The following is a 16,881-nucleotide window of genomic DNA, read 5'->3' as shown; positions in this document are numbered from 1 at the left end:
ACCGATTTATCTGGGGCTTACATCACACGGAATCCGCGCTTTCCGCTGTTTGGAAGAGCGCTGGTCGTCGTGCTGGAATGCCTGAACTGCCCAATAGTCAAAGACGTACTCAGTAGTACTGCGTACTCAGTGGCGTACTGGGCTCTGAGACACTGCGGCACAACGTTGGTGCCCGCCGCCGAGAGGTTGTTGGTCGAGTGAGGCGAAGCAAGAACGGTCCCGAGCCGTCGGCCCGGGGCAACTTCACCCCGCCGCCGCGCGGAGCGGCGCCCGCCCCTGTGCCCGGTTCGGAACCGACGGCCGCCCCCGCTCCGAGCGGCGGCCGTTTCTCCCCCCGTAACTGGCGGGTGCCGACCCGGCTGAACGCGATCCTGCTCATACCCGTGACCGTCGGCCTGGTCATGGGTGGCTTCCAGGTCAAGGGTTCGATCGACACCTGGCAGGAGGCCCAGAACGCGGAGAAGACCGCGCGCCTGGTGCGGGCCTCGCTGACCTACGCCAACGCGGTCAACAACGAGCGCGACATCACCGCGGCACCGCTCCTCAAGGGCAAGCTCGAGACCGCCGAGGACAAGAAGACGGTCGCGGCGGCCCGCAAGGCCACGGACCAGGCCGCCGACGGCTTCGACGAGGCGGCGCAGAACATGCCGCAGAAGGCCGGCCTGCTGCGCCGCCTGAAGCTGTTCCGCCAGGCCGAGCCCCAGCTGGCCACGCTGCGCGCGAAGGCCTACAAGGGCTCCGGCGTGAAGACCGAAGAAGGTTACGTAGCCATCGCCCACCCCCTGATGGAGTTCGCCAACGAACTCGGTCTGGGCACCGGCAACATCACCAGCTACGGCCGTACCGTCTACGCGATCTCGCTGACCCAGGCCGCCCTGTCGCTCGAGCGGTCGATCGGCATGCATCTGCTGGTCAGCCCCGGTCCCAAGGACAGCGACCTCGCCAAGCAGCGGGTGGCCCTGTCCTCCTACGCCTACCTCGAGGGCATCGCCATCGAGGAGTACAAGGCCGGTGGCACCGAGGCCGACGCGCAGAAGCTCGTCGACCTCGAGGCCAAGGCCACGGAGAAGGGCAAGGCGCAGGCCAAGGAGGCCGCCGCGCAGGCCGCCGCCAACAACAAGACCTTCGTGCCGCCGCCGTCCGAGCCGACCACCATGGTCAACGCCCTGGCGACGCTGAAGAGCACCGACACCACCGAGCGCGCCCTGCTCGCCCAGCAGGGCATCACCGCCGAGAACTGGTGGGCGGTCAACACCCTCCGCTACGACGTCTACCGCAAGATCCAGGCGGACATGGCCGACACGGCCGTGAACGAGGCCTCGGACATCGCCGACAACGCCAAGCGTGACGCCCTCATCACGGGTGCCGTGGTCGTCGTCGCCCTGCTGCTCGCGTTCATCCTGGCCGGCGCCGTCGCCCGCCAGATGTCCCGCTCGATGCGCCAGCTGCGCAACGCCGCCTTCGGCATCGCCGAGCAGCGCCTGCCGATGCTGGTCGACCAGCTCTCCCGTACCGACCCCGGACGGGTCGACACCCGGGTCGCGCCCATCCCGATCAACACCCGCGACGAGATCGGCGAGGTCGCCCGGGCCTTCGACCAGGTCCACCGCGAGGCGGTCCGCCTCGCCGCCGAGCAGGCCCTGCTGCGGGGCAACATCAACGCGATCTTCACCAACCTCTCGCGCCGCAACCAGTCGCTGATCGAGGGCCAGCTGACCCTGATCACCGACCTGGAGAACAACGAGGCCGACCCGGACCAGCTGGAGAACCTCTTCCGTCTGGACCACCTCGCGACCCGTATGCGCCGCAACGGCGAGAACCTCCTGGTCCTCGCCGGCGAGGAGCCCGGCCGCCGCTGGGACCAGCCGGTCCCGCTCATCGACGTCGTGCGCGCCGCCTCCTCCGAGGTGGAGCAGTACGAGCGCATCGAGCTCTCCGGCGTCCCGGAGGCCGAGATCCACGGCCGCGCGGTCACCGACCTCGTGCACCTGCTCGCGGAGCTGCTGGAGAACGCCACGACGTTCTCCTCCCCGCAGACCAAGGTGCGCGTCACCGCGACCCGTCTGCCCGACGGCCGCATCATGATCGAGATCCACGACAAGGGCATCGGCCTCACCGCCGAGGACTTCGCGGACATCAACCACAAGCTGGCCAACCCGCCGACCGTGGACGCCGCGATCTCCCAGCGCATGGGCCTGTTCGTGGTCGGCCGGCTGTCCGACCGGCACGGCATCCGCGTCCAGCTGCGCCCCTCCGGCGAGCAGGCCGGCACCACCTCGCTGGTCATGCTCCCCGACGCGATCACCCACGGTGGTGGCGGCGAGCAGCAGGCCAACCGCGACGAGTTCACGGTCTCGCAGATCATCCCGGAGCAGAACTTCCAGGGTGAGGACTTCAGCCAGCCGATGCGTACGGCCGCGGAGCTCGGCTTCGACGACAGCCGCTACTCCGACATCCCGGACGACATCCGGGAGCTCGACCCGGTCGGCCGCTCGCTGATGCGCGAGGAGCGCCGGGCGGCCCTGGAGGGCCGGCGGCCGAACGACCCGAACGACCCTGACGCCCCGTACGGCGACCCGTTCGAGGCGCAGCCCTCCTACGACAACGGCACCGCTGCCTACCCGGAGCAGCAGTCCGCCGGCTACGACCCGCAGCCCGCGTACGACGAGCGTCGGCAGACCCCGTACGAGGAGCCGCAGCGCCCGGCGTACGACGAGCCTGCTCAGCGCCCGTCGTACGAGGAGCCGTACTACGCGCCGAACGACCCCCTGCCGCAGAACGACACCTTCTCGCCGAACGGCGGCTACTCCGAACCCGGATACGCGGAGCCGGTCCGTGAGGAGCCCGCCGCCACGGGTGCCCCGGCCCCCGAGGCCTTCTCGGCCTTCGAGGAGCGGCGCTACCAGGACGACTGGCCGCAGCAGGACGGTTTCCAGAACGGTTACACGCCCGATTACGCTCCGGATACGGAACGGCCACAGGGCCCTGACGCGGGAGAGCACGACCGCGTAGGCTTCGACCGGCCGGGACCGACCCCCTCCGCGGGCCACGCGCTCACCGATGCCGGACTGCCCCGCCGCGGATCCGTCGGCGGAACGAACGGCTCGAACGGCGCGCGGCCGGCGAACCAGGAAGCGCCGACCCCGGCGCCGACTCCGGCTCCGGCTCCCTCGAGCAACGGCAACGGCGACTGGCGCTCGGCCAACGACGAGCGCTGGCAGCAGGCCTCCGCACTGAGGAAGCCCAAGGCCGGCGGGGTCACCGCCTCCGGTCTGCCGCGGCGGGTGCCCAGGGCCAACCTGGTCGAGGGAACCGCCGAGTCCACCCCTCAGGGGGGCCCACAGGTCTCCCGCGCCCCGGAGGACGTCCGGGGCAGGCTGAGCAACCTGCGACGGGGCGTCCAGCGAGGACGCAACGCCGGCGCAGGCAGTGAAACGAACGGCCAGGGCTTCGGTCCTGACAGCACCTACAACCAGGAGCGTTAGTGTGAGCCCGATGAGCCAGGCGGCACAGAACCTGAACTGGTTGATCACCAACTTCGTGGACAACACCCCGGGGGTGTCCCACACCGTGGTGGTCTCCGCCGACGGACTCCTTCTGGCGATGTCCGAAGGGTTTCCGCGCGACCGCGCCGATCAGCTCGCGGCCGTCGCCTCCGGTCTGACCTCGCTGACCGCCGGTGCCTCGCGCATCTTCGAGGGCGGCAGTGTGAACCAGACGGTTGTGGAGATGGAGCGGGGATTCTTGTTCCTCATGTCCATCTCCGACGGTTCCTCACTCGCGGTTCTTGCACATCCCGAGGCGGACATCGGTCTCATCGGGTACGAGATGGCACTTCTGGTGGACCGTGCCGGTACCGTCCTGACGCCGGATCTCCGTGCGGAGCTCCAGGGCAGCCTGCTCAACTGACAGACAGACGGTGCGTTTTGGCGTCCCGTGGCCTTAAGGTTTCGGGACGCGGCTCCACAGGATCGGGTGCCCGGCGCAGTCGGAGGAGGAGAAAGTGGCAACACCCCCAGGCGGTTCGTCTTCGGGCAACTGGTCGTACGGCCCTGCCCAGGGCCGCGGCGACGGTTCGCAGGACCCGAACCGTTACAACTTTCCCTCCGCTCCCAGCCACCGGCGTCAGCAGCCGTACGCACCGCAGGGCCCCGGCCCTTCGCCGTACGACCAGCCGCCGGCGCCGCGCATCCAGCCCGTGCAACCGCAGCGACGCGCCCCTGAGCCGGCGCCCGCGGGGGCGTCGAACAACCCCCTGGTGCGCCCGTACGCCATGACGGGCGGCCGTACCAGGCCCCGCTACCAGCTCGCCATCGAGGCGCTGGTGCACACCACCGCGCAGCCGCACCAGATGCAGGGCCAGCTGCCCGAGCATCAGCGGATCTGCAACCTCTGCCGCGAGATCAAGTCGGTAGCCGAAGTCTCCGCGCTCCTGACGATCCCTCTCGGCGTGGCCAGAATTCTCGTCGCCGACTTGGCGGAGGCGGGACTGGTCGCGATCCATCAGCCCGGCGGCGACGAGAACGCCGGCGGCCAGCCAGACGTGACACTGCTCGAAAGGGTGCTCAGTGGACTTCGCAAGCTCTAGCGGCGGTCCTTCCCGCTCCACCACCTCGGCGAAGATCGTGGTGGCGGGTGGCTTCGGCGTGGGCAAGACCACGTTCGTCGGGGCCGTCTCGGAGATCAACCCGCTGCGTACCGAGGCCGTCATGACGTCCGCCAGCGCGGGCATCGACGACCTCACCCACACCGGGGACAAGACGACCACCACGGTCGCCATGGACTTCGGCCGCATCACCCTGGACCAGGACCTGATCCTGTACCTCTTCGGTACGCCGGGCCAGGACCGCTTCTGGTTCATGTGGGACGACCTGGTCCGCGGCGCGATCGGCGCGATCGTGCTCGTGGACACCCGGCGTCTCGCCGACTGCTTCCCCGCGGTCGACTACTTCGAGAACTCGGGGCTTCCCTTCGTGATCGCCCTCAACGGGTTCGACGGCAACCAGCCGTACAACCCGGACGAGGTCCGGGAGGCGCTGCAGATCGGCCCGGACACCCCGATCATCACCACTGACGCCCGTCATCGCGCCGACGCGAAGTCCGCTTTGATCACGCTGGTCGAGCACGCGCTGATGGCACGGCTGCGGTAGTGGACGTGCGGCCACCGGGCTGCCTCTGACGGTTGTCGGCCGTCTGCGGCTGCCTGGTGGCTGGTCGCGCAGTTCCCCGCGCCCCTTGAAGGCATACGGAAGGGCCCCTCTCTCGGAGAGGGGCCCTTCGGCGTGTGTGAAGCCTGCTGAGGCGGCGCACCTGCTGAGGCGGCGCAGCCTAGCCGTGCCAGCTGTGCGGGGCCCGGAAGCCGCCCTCGCGCTCCAGACGGCGCCAGCCGGCCTTGGGACGGCCGGGGTGGGGCTGCACGTCAGATGGGGCGGCCGCGGCGCGAGCCAGCAGGACGGCCGTGATGGCGGCCACTTCCTCGGGCTCGGCGTGGCCCTTCTCGACGCGAATGTCAGGGGTGCTCATAGGTCTCAGTCTCCGTGGATGAGGTTTCCGCGAGGGTGTCGCAGAGGGTCCGCCGGGTTACTGCGGGGGGTTGCCGTGCTTACGCGAGGGCAGGTCGGCGTGCTTGGTCTGCAGCATCGCCAGGGAGCGGATGAGGATCTCGCGGGTCTCGCTCGGGTCGATGACGTCGTCGACCAGGCCGCGCTCGGCCGCGTAGTAGGGGTGCATGAGCTCGGACTTGTACTCCTTGACCATGCGGGCCCGCATGGCCTCGGGGTCCTCGGCATCGGCGATCTGCCGGCGGAAGATGACGTTGGCGGCACCTTCCGCGCCCATCACCGCGATCTCGTTCGTCGGCCAGGCATACGTGAGGTCGGCGCCGATGGACTGGCTGTCCATGACGATGTAGGCACCTCCGTACGCCTTGCGCAGGATCAGCGAGATCCGCGGCACGGTCGCGTTGCAGTAGGCGTAGAGGAGCTTCGCGCCGTGGCGGATGATGCCGCCGTGCTCCTGGTCGACACCGGGGAGGAACCCGGGGACGTCCAGGAAGGTGACGATCGGGATGTTGAAAGCGTCACACATCTGGACGAAGCGCGCAGCTTTTTCGCTGGCCTCGATGTCCAGGACGCCCGCGAGGGACTGCGGCTGGTTGGCCACGATGCCGACGACCTGGCCGTCCAGGCGGCCCAGCGCGCAGATGATGTTGCGGGCCCAGCGCTCGTGGACCTCGAGGTACTCGCCGTCGTCGACGATCTCCTCGATCACCTTGGCCATGTCGTAGGGCCGGTTGCCGTCCGACGGGACCAGGTCGAGCAGCACGTCGCTGCGCCGGTCCACCGCGTCCGTGGACTCCACCCGCGGCGGGTTCTCCCGGTTGTTCTGCGGGAGGAGCGAGAGGAGGTAGCGGACCTCCGCGATGCAGGTCTCCTCGTCGTCGTAGGCGAAGTGACAGACACCGGAGGTCTCGGCGTGGACGTCCGCGCCGCCGAGGCCGTTCTGCGTGATCTCCTCGCCGGTCACCGCCTTGACCACGTCCGGGCCGGTGATGAACATCTGCGAGGTGTCGCGGACCATGAACACGAAGTCGGTCAGCGCGGGGCTGTAGGCCGCACCGCCGGCGCACGGGCCGAGCATCACGCTGATCTGCGGGATGACGCCGGACGCCTTGGTGTTGCGCTGGAAGATGCCGCCGTAGCCGGCCAAGGCGGAGACGCCCTCCTGGATACGGGCGCCCGCGCCGTCGTTGAGGGAGACCAGCGGGGCACCGGCCGCGATGGCCATGTCCATGATCTTGTGGATCTTCGTGGCGTGGGCCTCGCCCAGCGCGCCGCCGAAGATGCGGAAGTCATGAGCGTAGACGAAGACCGTGCGGCCCTCCACCGTGCCCCAGCCGGTGATCACACCGTCCGTGTACGGCTTCTTGGCGTCCAGGCCGAAGCCGGTGGCACGGTGCCGGCGCAGCTGCTCGACCTCCTGGAAGGAGTCCGCGTCCAGCAGCAGCTCGATACGCTCCCGCGCGGTCAGCTTGCCCTTGGCGTGCTGCGCCTCGGTCGCCTTCTCGCTCGGCCCGGCCAGCGCCCGGGCACGGATCTCGTGCAGCTCGGCGACTCGCCCGCGCGCGTCCGCCGGCTCACCCGTCGACTCACTCGGCGCCTCATCCAAAACGGTCATGTAGTGACCTTACGAAGCCCACCGAGGAATGCGAGCCGTCGACTCCGTACAGTCTCCGGCCCGTTTTCCTGGTACCCCTGAACAGAACCTCGACGGCATGCAGGCATTCCGACTGCTCAGGGGGCGTCCGGCTTGTAGAGGTCACACAAAGCCGTCAGCCGAGAGTCAGCTCACATCGGTGGGTGGCACATGACACGCCTGGGGTAATCCGGAGCCGCAGCCGGCGCCCGGTGGACAGGACTTCCACCGTCTCGTCGGCCCGCACCACGGCCCGGACCGGATGGTCCCAGGTGATCTCCAGCGGTTCGCCCGTTCGGGGTGGCTCGCTCACGCAGAGGGTAGCGGTACGGCCCCGGTGGCCGAGCAGCACGCTCGCCGCCGCGGAGGCGGTCAGCGGGCCCGCCGTGCCGCCCTGCCAGAAGTTGGCGGCCGTGAGGCCGAGGGAGGGGATGTGGACGGCCTGGCGGGCGGCGTCGTTGGCGAGCAGCGACAGCCAGTGGCGGTCGGCGGCGCGGACGGCGACGGCCCGCCGGGAAGCGCCGGGCATGAGGACGTAGACGTAGGTGGCGTCCACCGGGTCCGTGCCGTGGTCGAGCCAGAGGGTCTGCCAGCGGCGGGTGGCCCGCTCCGGCGTACTGGTGGTGTTGATGTCGGACCACGCGCCCGTGCGGTCCTCGCGCAGGGTGTGCAGGCCGCCGCCGGGGACCAGCCAGCCGCCGTGCCCCTCCAGGTGGGCCCAGCCGGGACCGCGTACGAACTCCTGGGTCCCGCCCTCCCCCAGGTTGCGGTTGTCGACCACGGTCTCGACCGGGACGCCGTCGGTGGCGGTGATACCCGCGCCCAGGCAGACCACCGCGTCCGCGACGCAGAACCACGACTTGCGGGCCTGGAGCGTCGAGCCGAGGCCCTTCAGATGCTGCCCCACGGCCGCGTACGCGCCGTCCGTCGTGCCGCCGACCCAGCGCACGTCCGGCTTGGGCGCACCCCACTCGCCGCCGGCGTTGTCGGCCAGGCGCCTGGTGGAGACGGTGGTGCCGGGCAGCCGGTACCAGTCGACGGTGGGCCAGAACCAGTCCGTGTACTCGTCGCTGCGGCCGGCCGGCCACCAGGAGAGCATCCCGGCGCCGGTGTGCCAGCCGCGCGGGTTCTCGCCGTTGCCGCACTCGTAGTACGTGATGCGGTCGCTGCACATCGCGATGCTCGCGGTGAAGTCCGGCCCGCGGTGCACGGCGCGGTCCATCGCCGGGAAGAGGCGGTGGCCGAGGGGTTCGGGGGCGGCCGGGACCGGCGCGGCGGCGGCCGCGTGCAGCCGGGCCAGGTCGGCGACGCCGAACTGAGGGGCCGTGAGGATCGGTGTCACCGTGTCCCGTTCGATCCAGCCCTTGACGTGCGACTGCCAGCGCTCGCGTTCGGCGTCGGTGGCCCCGCCGGCCAGGAGCGCGATCGCGGCGATGATGCCCTGGCCGTGGAAGTGGTCGCTGCGCATGACGTGCAGGTCGTCGCTCTTGAGGTAACCCCGGCTTATGGCACGGCCGTTGACGCAGTCCATCACCAACCCGTCGTGGATCAGCGGCGCGTAGGCGTGCTCGACGCTGTCGAGGACGATCTGCCGGTTCGGGTCGGTCACCTCCCAGGCCGAGCCCGCGAGGAGCGTGAAGAGGCGCCCGAGGCCGTCGAGCATGACCTGCCCGTAGGTCCCCGAGTACGCGACCCACGTGTGCTGCACGAACGAGCCGTCCGCGTAGAGCCCGTCCCCCTGGGTGACGTACGGGAAGACCGGCGACAGGGCGTCCCGGGCGAGGGCGATCTTGGCGTCCGCCCGCCCCAGGATGCCGCGCAGGGCGACCGAGCGGCACAGGTCGACGCGGTTGGCGCCGGTGGAGGTGCCGGAGTAGTCGGTGAGCATGGAGTCGGGGACGAAGTGGTCCACGGCGGCGCAGGCCGCGTCCACCTGCGTGTCCGTGAGGTGCTCGCGGAGGGCGGCGACGATGTCCATCAGCAGGCGGGGGCTGCCGATCTGCCACTCCCACCAGTTGCCGTAGCGGGAGGTTGAGGGGTTGTAGACCGTGGCGGAGAGATGGTCGAGGCCGCGCAGGACGTCCGCGAGGAGTGCCGGGTCGCCGGTCGAGCCGGTGCCCTGCTGGACGTAGGCCTGGGTCATCGTCCACAGGCGGCTGTAGCTCTGGGTGATGCCGGCGGGCGGGTCGTATGGGTAGCCGGGCCAGAGGGAGTCTGGGGTGGGGGCCATGGTCGCCCGGACGGCGCGGGCGAGTTCGCCGGTCTGCGCGAGGCGGGAGGCATAGGGCTCCGCCGTGGCGTCGTATCCGCTGCCGAGAGCGATGTCGAGCCAGCGACGGCGGAGAATGTCGTAGCGATCCGGGGTGGCGGCGCGTGCGGCGGGAGCGGCCGCGGCGACGAGGGCGGCCGCGAGTAACACGGCTCTGCGGGTGGGCGTCATGGAGCCTCTGCGATGGGGGTTCATGCACTGGGCATCTACCACCACGGGAGCCTTTCGCCAACACTCTGCGAACTCCCCCGGACACTCTGCGGATGATGTTGAAACTTGAAGGGAATAGGTCTACGGTCGTTCTCGTTGATTAGTTCAACGTTCAACATCAACCGAAGGAGTACGTCATGGCGACCCCCGAGCTGACCGCGCTGACCGGCGACTACACGATCGACGCCGCCCACTCGACGATCGGCTTCACCGTCCGCCACGCCATGGTCACCAACGTCAAGGGCAAGTTCCTCGACTTCAGCGGCTCGCTGCACCTGGACGGCAGCACCCCGTCGGCGTCCACGGCCTCCATCGACGTCAAGATGGAGAGCATCGACACCGGGTCCGCCGACCGCGACGGGCATCTGAAGAGCGCCGACTTCTTCAAGACCGACGAGTTCCCGACCATGACCTTCCGCTCCACCAAGGCGGAGTCCCTCGGCGGCGACGACTACCGGATCACCGGCGACCTGGAGATCCTCGGCACCACCAGGCCGGTCACCATCGACCTCGAGTTCAACGGCGCCGCGAAGGACCCCTTCGGCAACGAGCGCGTCGGCTTCGAGGGCAAGGCGGAGATCCTGCGCTCCGAGTGGGGCCTGACCTGGAACGCCGCGCTGGAGACGGGCGGCGTGCTGGTCTCCGACAAGATCAAGCTGAACTTCGACATCTCGGCGATCAAGAACGCCTGATGCGGCAGGGCTGAGCCTTCACAGCTCCTGCGTCCGCGAGCGCCCGCTCCCCTCTTCCAGGGGGCGGGCGCTCGGACGTTCCGGGATCACCGGGTCCGGCCGAGCCGGGCGAGGGCGGCCACCAGACGGGCCGCGCGGCCCTGCGCGGTGCGGGCCGTGAGGAGGCCGAAGATCACCTGGTAGCGGTCGGTGCGGCCCAGCGCGCCGAAAACGGCCGCCGCCCGCGGGTTCTGCTCCAGGGCCGCCGCCAGGTCCGCGGGGACACCGGCCTCCCTCTGCGAGGCGTACGCCGCCGCCCAGCGCCCGTCCGCCCGGGCGGCGGCCACCACCGCGAGGCCCGCGGGACGCATACGGCCGGCGGTGGTCAGCTCGGCCACGCGGCGCACGTTGACCATCGACCAGAGGCTGCCCGGCCGGCGCGGAGTGATCTTCTGGAGGTAGTGCGTGGCGTCAAGTGCCTTACGCTGACCGGTGATCCAGCCGTGGCACAGGGCGACGTCGTTGACCTCGGCCCAGTCGACGGAGGCCAGGCCCGAGCCCTTCTTGGCCACCTTCACCCAGAGGCCGGGGTGCGGTGCGGGGTGGGCGGCGAGCCAGGAGTCCAGGTCCGCGGCCGAGGCGAAGGGCCGGGCCGCCGCGGTGTCGGGGAGGGACATGGGGAGACCGTAGGCGGGAGATGGGCCCATTCCTATCCTACTTCCCCGGCCGGCTGCCGCAGGTTCCGTTCCTGGTTCCGGGCCCGCTGCCGAAGGCTCCGTCACGCGTCGCGCAGCCTGAACGCCACTCCCCCGGCCGTCAGCAGCCCCGCCGCGTAGGCCGCGAGTACTCCCAGTCCCGGCCAGGGGGCGATCGGCAGGCGGTCGAGGTCGATGGTCGCCTGGACGGAGAGGGCCGCGGGCATGGGGGTCCAGCGCTGGAGGCGGTGCTGCCAGCCGGGGGAGGCGAGGATGTCGGCCATGAGCGGGACGACGTAGAGCAGGGCCAGGCCGGAGGTGATGCCGGCCGCGGTGTCCCTGAAGAGGGTCGCCAGGGCCAGGCCCAGCAGGGCCACGAGGGTGAGGATGAGGATCGAGCCGGCCGTCGCGCGGAGGGTGGGGCCGTGCAGCGGGAGGATCAGGCTCGCCGTCCACAGTGAGAGCGGGATCGCCACCGCCGCCGTCGCGGCCGTGACCAGGGAGAGTGCCGCCGCCTTCGCGGTCAGCACCCGCCAGCGCACCGGCATCGCCGTGAGCGTCGTGCGGACGGTGCCCGTGCCGTACTCCGCGCCCATCGACAGGGCGCCGAGAACCAGGCAGGTCGCCTGGCCCAGCCACACCCCCGACAGGCTCAGCTTCACCGTGTCCTCGTGGCAGGCCTCGGGGGTCGGGCAGACCTCGGTCGTCAGGGAGGAGGCCGCAGCCGCGCCCACCGCCACGGTCAGGACCACAGTCGTCGCCAGCAGCCACCAGGTGCTCGGCAGGGTACGGAGCTTGGTCCACTCCGCGTGCAGCCACCTCATGCGTCCCTCCGGCGCAAGCGCCAGGCCGCGAGCAGCAGGGCGGCAGCGGCGTAGGCCGCGAGAACGGCGAGTCCCGGCCACGGGGACAGGGGGTAACAGCCGCTCTCCGGCAGGCAGTTGTGCTCGACCTGGGGGTAGTACGTCACCCCCTGCTGGACCGCGAACGCCGCCGCCGGTGTCACGCGCAGCAGCCACTGCGCGGCGGGGAGCGGGAAGGCGAAGGACAGGATCTGCGGGAGGATGACCAGCACCACGACGGTCGCGATGGCACCCGCGGTGCTGCGGAGCGCCGCTCCCACGCCCAGGGCCAGGACCGCCACCAGGGACAGCAGGATCGCGCTGCCCACCACCGCCCGCAGGGCCGGGTCGTCCAGGACGGAGAGGTCCGGGAACTCGGGTGGCCGGAAGCCGTTCGAGCGCAGCGCCTTCTGGGCCAGGGTGAAGCCCACGGCGGTGGCCAGGAGACCCGTGGTGAAGGTGACGCCGACGATCACCGTCACCTTCGCGGCCAGCACCTTCAGCCGGGCCGGTGTCGCCGTGAACGTCGTGCGGATCATGCCGCGCTTGTATTCGGCCGTCACGAAGAGCGCGCCCAGGGCGACCATGAACAGGATGCCCACGAAGACCCCCTGGAAGCTCATCTGGACCATGTCGGGACGGTTCTCGTCGGGGGCGATGTCCCCGTGCCCGGTGAGGGTGTAGGTGCCGGCCGCGGTGACGCCGGTGGTGCCGGGCCGGTCGTTCGCTGGTGCCGGGCCGTTCGGCCTCGGGCCGCCCACGTCCGTGCTCGCCCAGCGGCCGGCGGCCGAGGTGCCGTCGAGGGTGAGGTGGTCGTACGTCGCGGTGACCTCGCCGCCGCCGTACGTCTCGCTCGTGCCGCCGAAGGCGCGGTGCACGACCTGGTGGGCGGGGGTGCTCGCGAACGCGCCCGCCTGGACGGTCCGGGGCAGGCCCGGCAGCCGTACGTCCCCGATCTTCGACCAGGTGCGGCCGTCGGCCGAGTCGTAGCCGGTGAGGTGGTCGCCCTTCCGCGTCAGGCGGAGCCAGCGCGAGGCGCTGCCCGAACCCGCCCTGTCGTGCGTGAAGTCCCACTGCATACGGACGCCGTGGGCGGGAGTGGTCAGCACCGCCGCGTACGAAGCGCCTTCCTTCAGGCTCGACTTGACGATCACGCCGGCCTTCGCCCAGGGCTCGATCGCCTTGCCGTCGGCGCTTCTGAGCGCCGCGACGCGGACGGTGACGCTGCCGTCGCCGGTCAGCGGGCGGTGGGCGAAGCGGAAGCTGTCCTCGACCACCGTGCCGTCCGGTCCGAAGATCGCCTCGTGGTCGCCGCCGGTGCTGGAGCCGCTCGCGGCGAGCTGGGAGAACACGACGATGACGACGGACGCCACGGCCAGCACGATCAGCCAGACACGCACCGTGCGGAACTTGGTCCACTCCGCCTGCAGCAGCCGCCCGAAGCCCGCCTTCGCCGGGTGGAGACGGGAGCGGTACGGGGTGAGGGTCGTCGTCATGAGGTCACCTCGTCGGTACCGGTGGAGGCCGTGAACTCGGCCGCGTCCCGGGTGAGTTCCATGTACGCCTCCTCCAGGGTCGCCCGGTGGGCGCCCACTTCGGCGAAGGGGACGTCGGCCCCGTTCAGCAGCTCCACGATCCGGCGGGCGGGCAGGCCGGTGACGGTGAGGGTGTCGCGGTCGGTGACGGCGACGGTGGCGCCCGAGCGGGCGAGGAGCTCCATCGCCTCGGTACGGGCGTCGGTGCGCAGGCGGACCCGGTCGCCGGAGGCGGCGGCCAGCAGGTCGGAGACGGCCGTGTCGGCGATGAGGCGGCCCCGGCCGATGACCACCAAGTGGTCGGCGGTGTCCTCCAGTTCGCTCATCAGATGGCTGGAGACGAGGATGGCGCGGCCCTCGGCGGCCAGGCCGCGCAGCAGGCCCCGCACCCACTGGATGCCCTCGGGGTCGAGGCCGTTGACGGGCTCGTCGAGGAGCAGCACGGGCGGGTCGCCGAGGAGGGCGGCCGCGATGCCGAGGCGCTGGCGCATGCCGAGGGAGTAGCCGCCGGCCCTGCGACGGGCCGCCGTCTCCATGCCGACCTGCTCCAGCACCTCGTCCACGCGGGCGAGGGGCAGTCCGTGGGAGTGCGCCAGCCAGCGCAGGTGGTCCCGGCCGCGGCGGGCCGGGTGCAGGGCGGCGGCGTCGAGCAGGGCGCCGACCTCCAGGAGTGGGGTGCGCAGGGCGTGGTAGGGGCGGCCGCCGATGAGGGCGGCGCCCTCGTCGGGGGCGTCCAGGCCGAGCAGGGCCCGCATGGTGGTGGACTTGCCGGCGCCGTTGGGTCCCACGAAGCCCGTGACCGTGCCGGGTTCGACCCTGAAGGAGAGGCCGTCGACCGCGAGGGTCCGGCCGAACCGCTTGCGCAGGCCCAGGACTTCGATCGTTGCGTCACTCATGAGGAGCGAGGCTAGGGGCGGCCGTGCGGGGTGTCGTCACGCCGGGGAGGTCCCTCCCGCGGGGGACGCCGGGCGGGGAGGGGGTGGGCACAATGACGGGGTGGGTGAGCAGAGATCGGTCCCGGCCGCCGCGCGGAGGTGGCTCAGGGCCGGGCAGAGCGTCCCGGCGGTGACCGTCGGCTGCGCACTCACCGTGCTGGCCGCCGGGGAGATGCTGGTGCGGGGCGTGGGCCCGCACGGCGACCTCGCCGCCGTGCTGCTGCTCACCCTCGCCACGACGCTTCCGCTCGTCTTCGTGCTGCGCAGCGACGGGATCGGCCGGGCCGGCACCGCCCTCGCGCTCAGTGCCGCGTGCGTGCTCGCGCTCGTCCCGTTCCGCGCCCTCACGTCCGGAGGTGTCGTCGCCCAGCTGACCTGCGTCTACGTGCTCACCCGTGGGGGCCGGCCGCTGCTCGGCGGGCTGCTCGTGGTGCCGTACGTGATCGTCGCGCTGTTCGCCACCGAGGACGGCACCCGGGTCGTCGCCGTGCTGCTGGCCACGCTCGCGTCCGCCGCCGCGGCGACCGGGGTCGCGCACCATGCGCGCAGCACCGCGCTGGCGCACAGCGCGACGGAGCAGGCGTTCGCGGACACCCTGCTGGAGCATGCGGCCAGGGGCGAACGGGCGCGTATCGCACGGGAGTTGCACGACGTGGTGGCGCACCACATCTCGATGATCGCCGTGCAGGCGGAGACCGCGCGGCTGACCACGTCCGGCCTGCCGCCCGAGGGCGCCGCGCGCTTCCTGGCCATCGGGGACACCGCGCGCACCGCCCTGACGGAGATGCGCCGGCTGCTGGGCGTGCTGCGGGAGGACGCGCAGGGCACGGACGGCACGGGCACCCGGCGCAGGCCCCAGCCGGGGCTCGGCCAGCTGATGGAGCTGCTCGACGAGGCGAGGGACGCGGCAGGTTCGACGACGCGGCTGATCGTCAGCGGGCCGGTCGCGACGCTCGACCCGGGGATCGAGGTCACCGCGTACCGGATCGTGCAGGAGGCGCTGACGAACGCGCGGCGGCATGCGCCGGGGGCGGCCGTGGACGTGGAACTGCGCTACGGCGACGCCGACCTGGCCGTCCGCGTCCGCGACAACGGGCCCGGTCCCGCGGCCGCCGGCTCCCCCGGTCACGGTCTCCTCGGCATGCGTGAGCGGGTGGCGACCGTGGGCGGCACGCTGCGCACCGGGCCCGCGCCCGGCGGCGGGTTCCTGGTCGAGGCGCGGCTGCCGGTGCGTGCGGAGGCCCTGGCATGAGCATCCGCATCGTGGTGGCCGACGACCACGAGGTGGTCCGCGCCGGATACGCGGGGCTCCTCGCCACCCAGGCCGACTTCACCGTCGTCGGCACGGCCCGCGACGGCGCCGAGGCGGTGCGCGTCTGCCGGGAGCAGGCGCCCGACGTCGTCCTCATGGACGTGCGCATGCCGGTCATGGACGGCATCCAGGCGACCGCGCGGCTGCACGGGGGCCCGGACGCGCCGCGCGTCCTGGTGCTCACCACCTTCGACCTCGACGAGCACGTCTACGACGCCCTGACCGCCGGGGCCAGCGGGTTCCTGCTCAAGGACGTGACCGCGGAACGGCTCTTCGACGCGGTCCGGGTGGTCGCCGCCGGCGAGGCCCTGCTCGCACCCGGCATCACCCGCCGCCTGATCGCCGAGTTCGCCCGGCTGCGCCCGAAGGCCCCCGCCCGGTCCACGCTCGACGTCCTCACCCCCCGCGAGACGGACGTCCTGCGCCTGCTCGCCGAGGGCCTCTCCAACCCGGAACTCGCCGCCCGCCTGCACCTGGGCGAGCAGACCGTCAAGACCCACGTCAGCCGCATCCTCTCCAAGCTGGGCCTGCGCGACCGCACGCAGGCGGTCGTGATGGCGTACGAGACGGGATTGGTGATACCCCGAACCGGCTGACGCGCGTCAGGCGCACACCTCCCGCACGGCGCGGCTGATGCTGTCGGACTGGGTGGCCGTCGGGACTATCGGGGTCACGCCCTTGCCTTTGGCGTTGCTGACGATCGCGAAGAGGAGCGGCATGTCGGGGTGGGGGTCCGGGCTCTCGTACAGGAGGGGGGTGTCCCGGCGGATGTGCGGGGCCGCGCAGTAGACGTCGACCCGGGCGTGGAGGATGCGCGCGTGGCCGGGGCGGAGCACGGTGGGGCCGGGGCGTTCGTGGACGAAGACGTTGCCGTAGCCCTCGGTCAGGCCCACGTAGGTGACGCGGGACGTGGCGGCGATGCGGAAGGTGATGTCGAAGTCCGGGCTGGTGCGGTGCGGCATCTCCACGTCCGTGATCCGGGCGGTGGTGGCGTCGCCCGGGTCGGGCGGCGGAGGCGGGTGGCGGTTTCCGGCGACGTAAGAGAGGACCCCGAAGAGCACGAGCACGCACATCGTGGCGGCGATGGAGACGCGCGCACGGCGTGACAGCGCCTGCCAGCGCTCTCGGATCAGGGGCCGTGCGTCTCCGAGGACCTCCACGGTGCTCCGGCCGTCCCCCTCAGGTGGACTCGCCATGTCGGGAGCGTAGGAGCCGGGG

General features: G+C 71.5%; 15 protein-coding genes. 7 read left to right on the top strand and 8 right to left on the bottom strand.

Translation table 11 applies throughout. The features are described from left to right. The first annotated feature begins 197 nt into the window (after nt 1-197). From ACGFYN_RS17515 to ACGFYN_RS17500, 4 genes are all read left to right on the top strand, one after another. The gene (locus ACGFYN_RS17515) at nt 198-3,485 is read left to right on the top strand and encodes a nitrate- and nitrite sensing domain-containing protein (RefSeq protein ID WP_393866696.1); all 3,288 of its coding nucleotides are present in this window, start codon (nt 198-200) and stop codon (nt 3,483-3,485) included. Nucleotides 3,486-3,495: 10 nt separating this feature from the next. Beyond that, entirely contained in the window at nt 3,496-3,909 is a 414-nt protein-coding gene (locus tag ACGFYN_RS17510; protein WP_030948713.1) for a roadblock/LC7 domain-containing protein, read from the top strand. A 94-nt stretch (nt 3,910-4,003) separates the two neighbouring features. Next, entirely contained in the window at nt 4,004-4,588 is a 585-nt protein-coding gene (locus ACGFYN_RS17505) for a DUF742 domain-containing protein (protein ID WP_393866695.1), read from the top strand. Next, nucleotides 4,569-5,150 carry an ATP/GTP-binding protein gene (locus tag ACGFYN_RS17500; protein WP_026248371.1) on the top strand — a complete coding sequence of 194 codons (582 nt, stop codon included), beginning with the start codon at nt 4,569-4,571 and terminating at the stop codon, nt 5,148-5,150. Before ACGFYN_RS17505 ends, ACGFYN_RS17500 begins: the two co-directional genes overlap by 20 nt. 178 nt (nt 5,151-5,328) lie before the next feature. On the opposite strand, the gene ACGFYN_RS17495 is transcribed toward ACGFYN_RS17500, so the two are convergent. The 3 genes from ACGFYN_RS17495 to ACGFYN_RS17485 form a co-directional block, all read right to left on the bottom strand. Continuing rightward, complete coding sequence (locus ACGFYN_RS17495; protein ID WP_384269213.1) at nt 5,329-5,523, bottom strand: acyl-CoA carboxylase subunit epsilon; 195 nt, start codon at nt 5,521-5,523, stop codon at nt 5,329-5,331. Between the two features lie 57 nt (nt 5,524-5,580). Next, on the bottom strand, nt 5,581-7,176 hold the full coding sequence (locus ACGFYN_RS17490) for an acyl-CoA carboxylase subunit beta (protein WP_393866694.1): 1,596 nt from the start codon (nt 7,174-7,176) through the stop codon (nt 5,581-5,583). A 154-nt stretch (nt 7,177-7,330) separates the two neighbouring features. Beyond that, a complete protein-coding gene (locus tag ACGFYN_RS17485) occupies nt 7,331-9,634 on the bottom strand; it encodes a polysaccharide lyase 8 family protein (protein WP_393866693.1) in 2,304 nt (767 codons plus the stop codon). A 176-nt stretch (nt 9,635-9,810) separates the two neighbouring features. Here ACGFYN_RS17485 and ACGFYN_RS17480 point away from each other — a divergent pair, with 176 nt between their 5' ends. Beyond that, entirely contained in the window at nt 9,811-10,365 is a 555-nt protein-coding gene (locus ACGFYN_RS17480; RefSeq protein WP_393866692.1) for a YceI family protein, read from the top strand. An 86-nt stretch (nt 10,366-10,451) separates the two neighbouring features. On the opposite strand, the gene ACGFYN_RS17475 is transcribed toward ACGFYN_RS17480, so the two are convergent. From ACGFYN_RS17475 to ACGFYN_RS17460, 4 genes are all read right to left on the bottom strand, one after another. After that, nucleotides 10,452-11,021, bottom strand: coding sequence for a YdeI family protein (locus ACGFYN_RS17475; protein ID WP_393866691.1), 570 nt, complete (start codon nt 11,019-11,021; stop codon nt 10,452-10,454). A gap of 101 nt (nt 11,022-11,122) precedes the next feature. After that, on the bottom strand, nt 11,123-11,863 hold the full coding sequence (locus ACGFYN_RS17470; RefSeq protein ID WP_393866690.1) for an ABC transporter permease: 741 nt from the start codon (nt 11,861-11,863) through the stop codon (nt 11,123-11,125). Continuing rightward, nucleotides 11,860-13,377: a hypothetical protein gene (locus ACGFYN_RS17465; RefSeq protein ID WP_393866689.1), complete on the bottom strand. Its 1,518-nt coding sequence runs from the start codon at nt 13,375-13,377 to the stop codon at nt 11,860-11,862. The genes ACGFYN_RS17470 and ACGFYN_RS17465 overlap by 4 nt, the downstream gene beginning before the upstream one ends. Next, a complete protein-coding gene (locus ACGFYN_RS17460) occupies nt 13,374-14,312 on the bottom strand; it encodes an ABC transporter ATP-binding protein (protein WP_393866688.1) in 939 nt (312 codons plus the stop codon). The genes ACGFYN_RS17465 and ACGFYN_RS17460 overlap by 4 nt, the downstream gene beginning before the upstream one ends. Before the next feature lie 211 nt (nt 14,313-14,523). On the opposite strand from ACGFYN_RS17460, the gene ACGFYN_RS17455 reads away from it, so the two are divergent. Next, nucleotides 14,524-15,603: a sensor histidine kinase gene (locus ACGFYN_RS17455; protein WP_393866843.1), complete on the top strand. Its 1,080-nt coding sequence runs from the start codon at nt 14,524-14,526 to the stop codon at nt 15,601-15,603. Then, the gene (locus ACGFYN_RS17450) at nt 15,600-16,259 is read left to right on the top strand and encodes a response regulator (RefSeq protein ID WP_393866687.1); all 660 of its coding nucleotides are present in this window, start codon (nt 15,600-15,602) and stop codon (nt 16,257-16,259) included. The genes ACGFYN_RS17455 and ACGFYN_RS17450 overlap by 4 nt, the downstream gene beginning before the upstream one ends. Nucleotides 16,260-16,265: 6 nt before the next feature. On the opposite strand, the gene ACGFYN_RS17445 is transcribed toward ACGFYN_RS17450, so the two are convergent. Further along, entirely contained in the window at nt 16,266-16,859 is a 594-nt protein-coding gene (locus ACGFYN_RS17445) for a hypothetical protein (RefSeq protein ID WP_393866686.1), read from the bottom strand. Between the last annotated feature and the right edge of the window lie 22 nt (nt 16,860-16,881).

It is taken from the genome of Streptomyces sp. NPDC048419 (genome assembly GCF_043200415.1).
Classification (GTDB): Bacteria; Actinomycetota; Actinomycetes; order Streptomycetales; family Streptomycetaceae; genus Streptomyces.
Note: the sequence above shows the minus strand (reverse complement) of the source record. Positions and strands in the feature narration are given on the sequence as shown.

What these genes read in the sequence shown, in the direction of transcription:
- ACGFYN_RS17510 (WP_030948713.1), top strand. Translation starts at nt 3,496, where the DNA reads ATGAGCCAGGCGGCACAGAACCTGAACTGGTTGATCACCAACTTCGTG.
- ACGFYN_RS17495 (WP_384269213.1), bottom strand. Translation starts at nt 5,523, where the DNA reads ATGAGCACCCCTGACATTCGCGTCGAGAAGGGCCACGCCGAGCCCGAG.
- ACGFYN_RS17490 (WP_393866694.1), bottom strand. Translation starts at nt 7,176, where the DNA reads ATGACCGTTTTGGATGAGGCGCCGAGTGAGTCGACGGGTGAGCCGGCG.
- ACGFYN_RS17485 (WP_393866693.1), bottom strand. Translation starts at nt 9,634, where the DNA reads ATGACGCCCACCCGCAGAGCCGTGTTACTCGCGGCCGCCCTCGTCGCC.
- ACGFYN_RS17480 (WP_393866692.1), top strand. Translation starts at nt 9,811, where the DNA reads ATGGCGACCCCCGAGCTGACCGCGCTGACCGGCGACTACACGATCGAC.
- ACGFYN_RS17475 (WP_393866691.1), bottom strand. Translation starts at nt 11,021, where the DNA reads ATGTCCCTCCCCGACACCGCGGCGGCCCGGCCCTTCGCCTCGGCCGCG.
- ACGFYN_RS17470 (WP_393866690.1), bottom strand. Translation starts at nt 11,863, where the DNA reads ATGAGGTGGCTGCACGCGGAGTGGACCAAGCTCCGTACCCTGCCGAGC.
- ACGFYN_RS17465 (WP_393866689.1), bottom strand. Translation starts at nt 13,377, where the DNA reads ATGACGACGACCCTCACCCCGTACCGCTCCCGTCTCCACCCGGCGAAG.
- ACGFYN_RS17460 (WP_393866688.1), bottom strand. Translation starts at nt 14,312, where the DNA reads ATGAGTGACGCAACGATCGAAGTCCTGGGCCTGCGCAAGCGGTTCGGC.
- ACGFYN_RS17455 (WP_393866843.1), top strand. Translation starts at nt 14,524, where the DNA reads ATGCTGGTGCGGGGCGTGGGCCCGCACGGCGACCTCGCCGCCGTGCTG.
- ACGFYN_RS17450 (WP_393866687.1), top strand. Translation starts at nt 15,600, where the DNA reads ATGAGCATCCGCATCGTGGTGGCCGACGACCACGAGGTGGTCCGCGCC.
- ACGFYN_RS17445 (WP_393866686.1), bottom strand. Translation starts at nt 16,859, where the DNA reads ATGGCGAGTCCACCTGAGGGGGACGGCCGGAGCACCGTGGAGGTCCTC.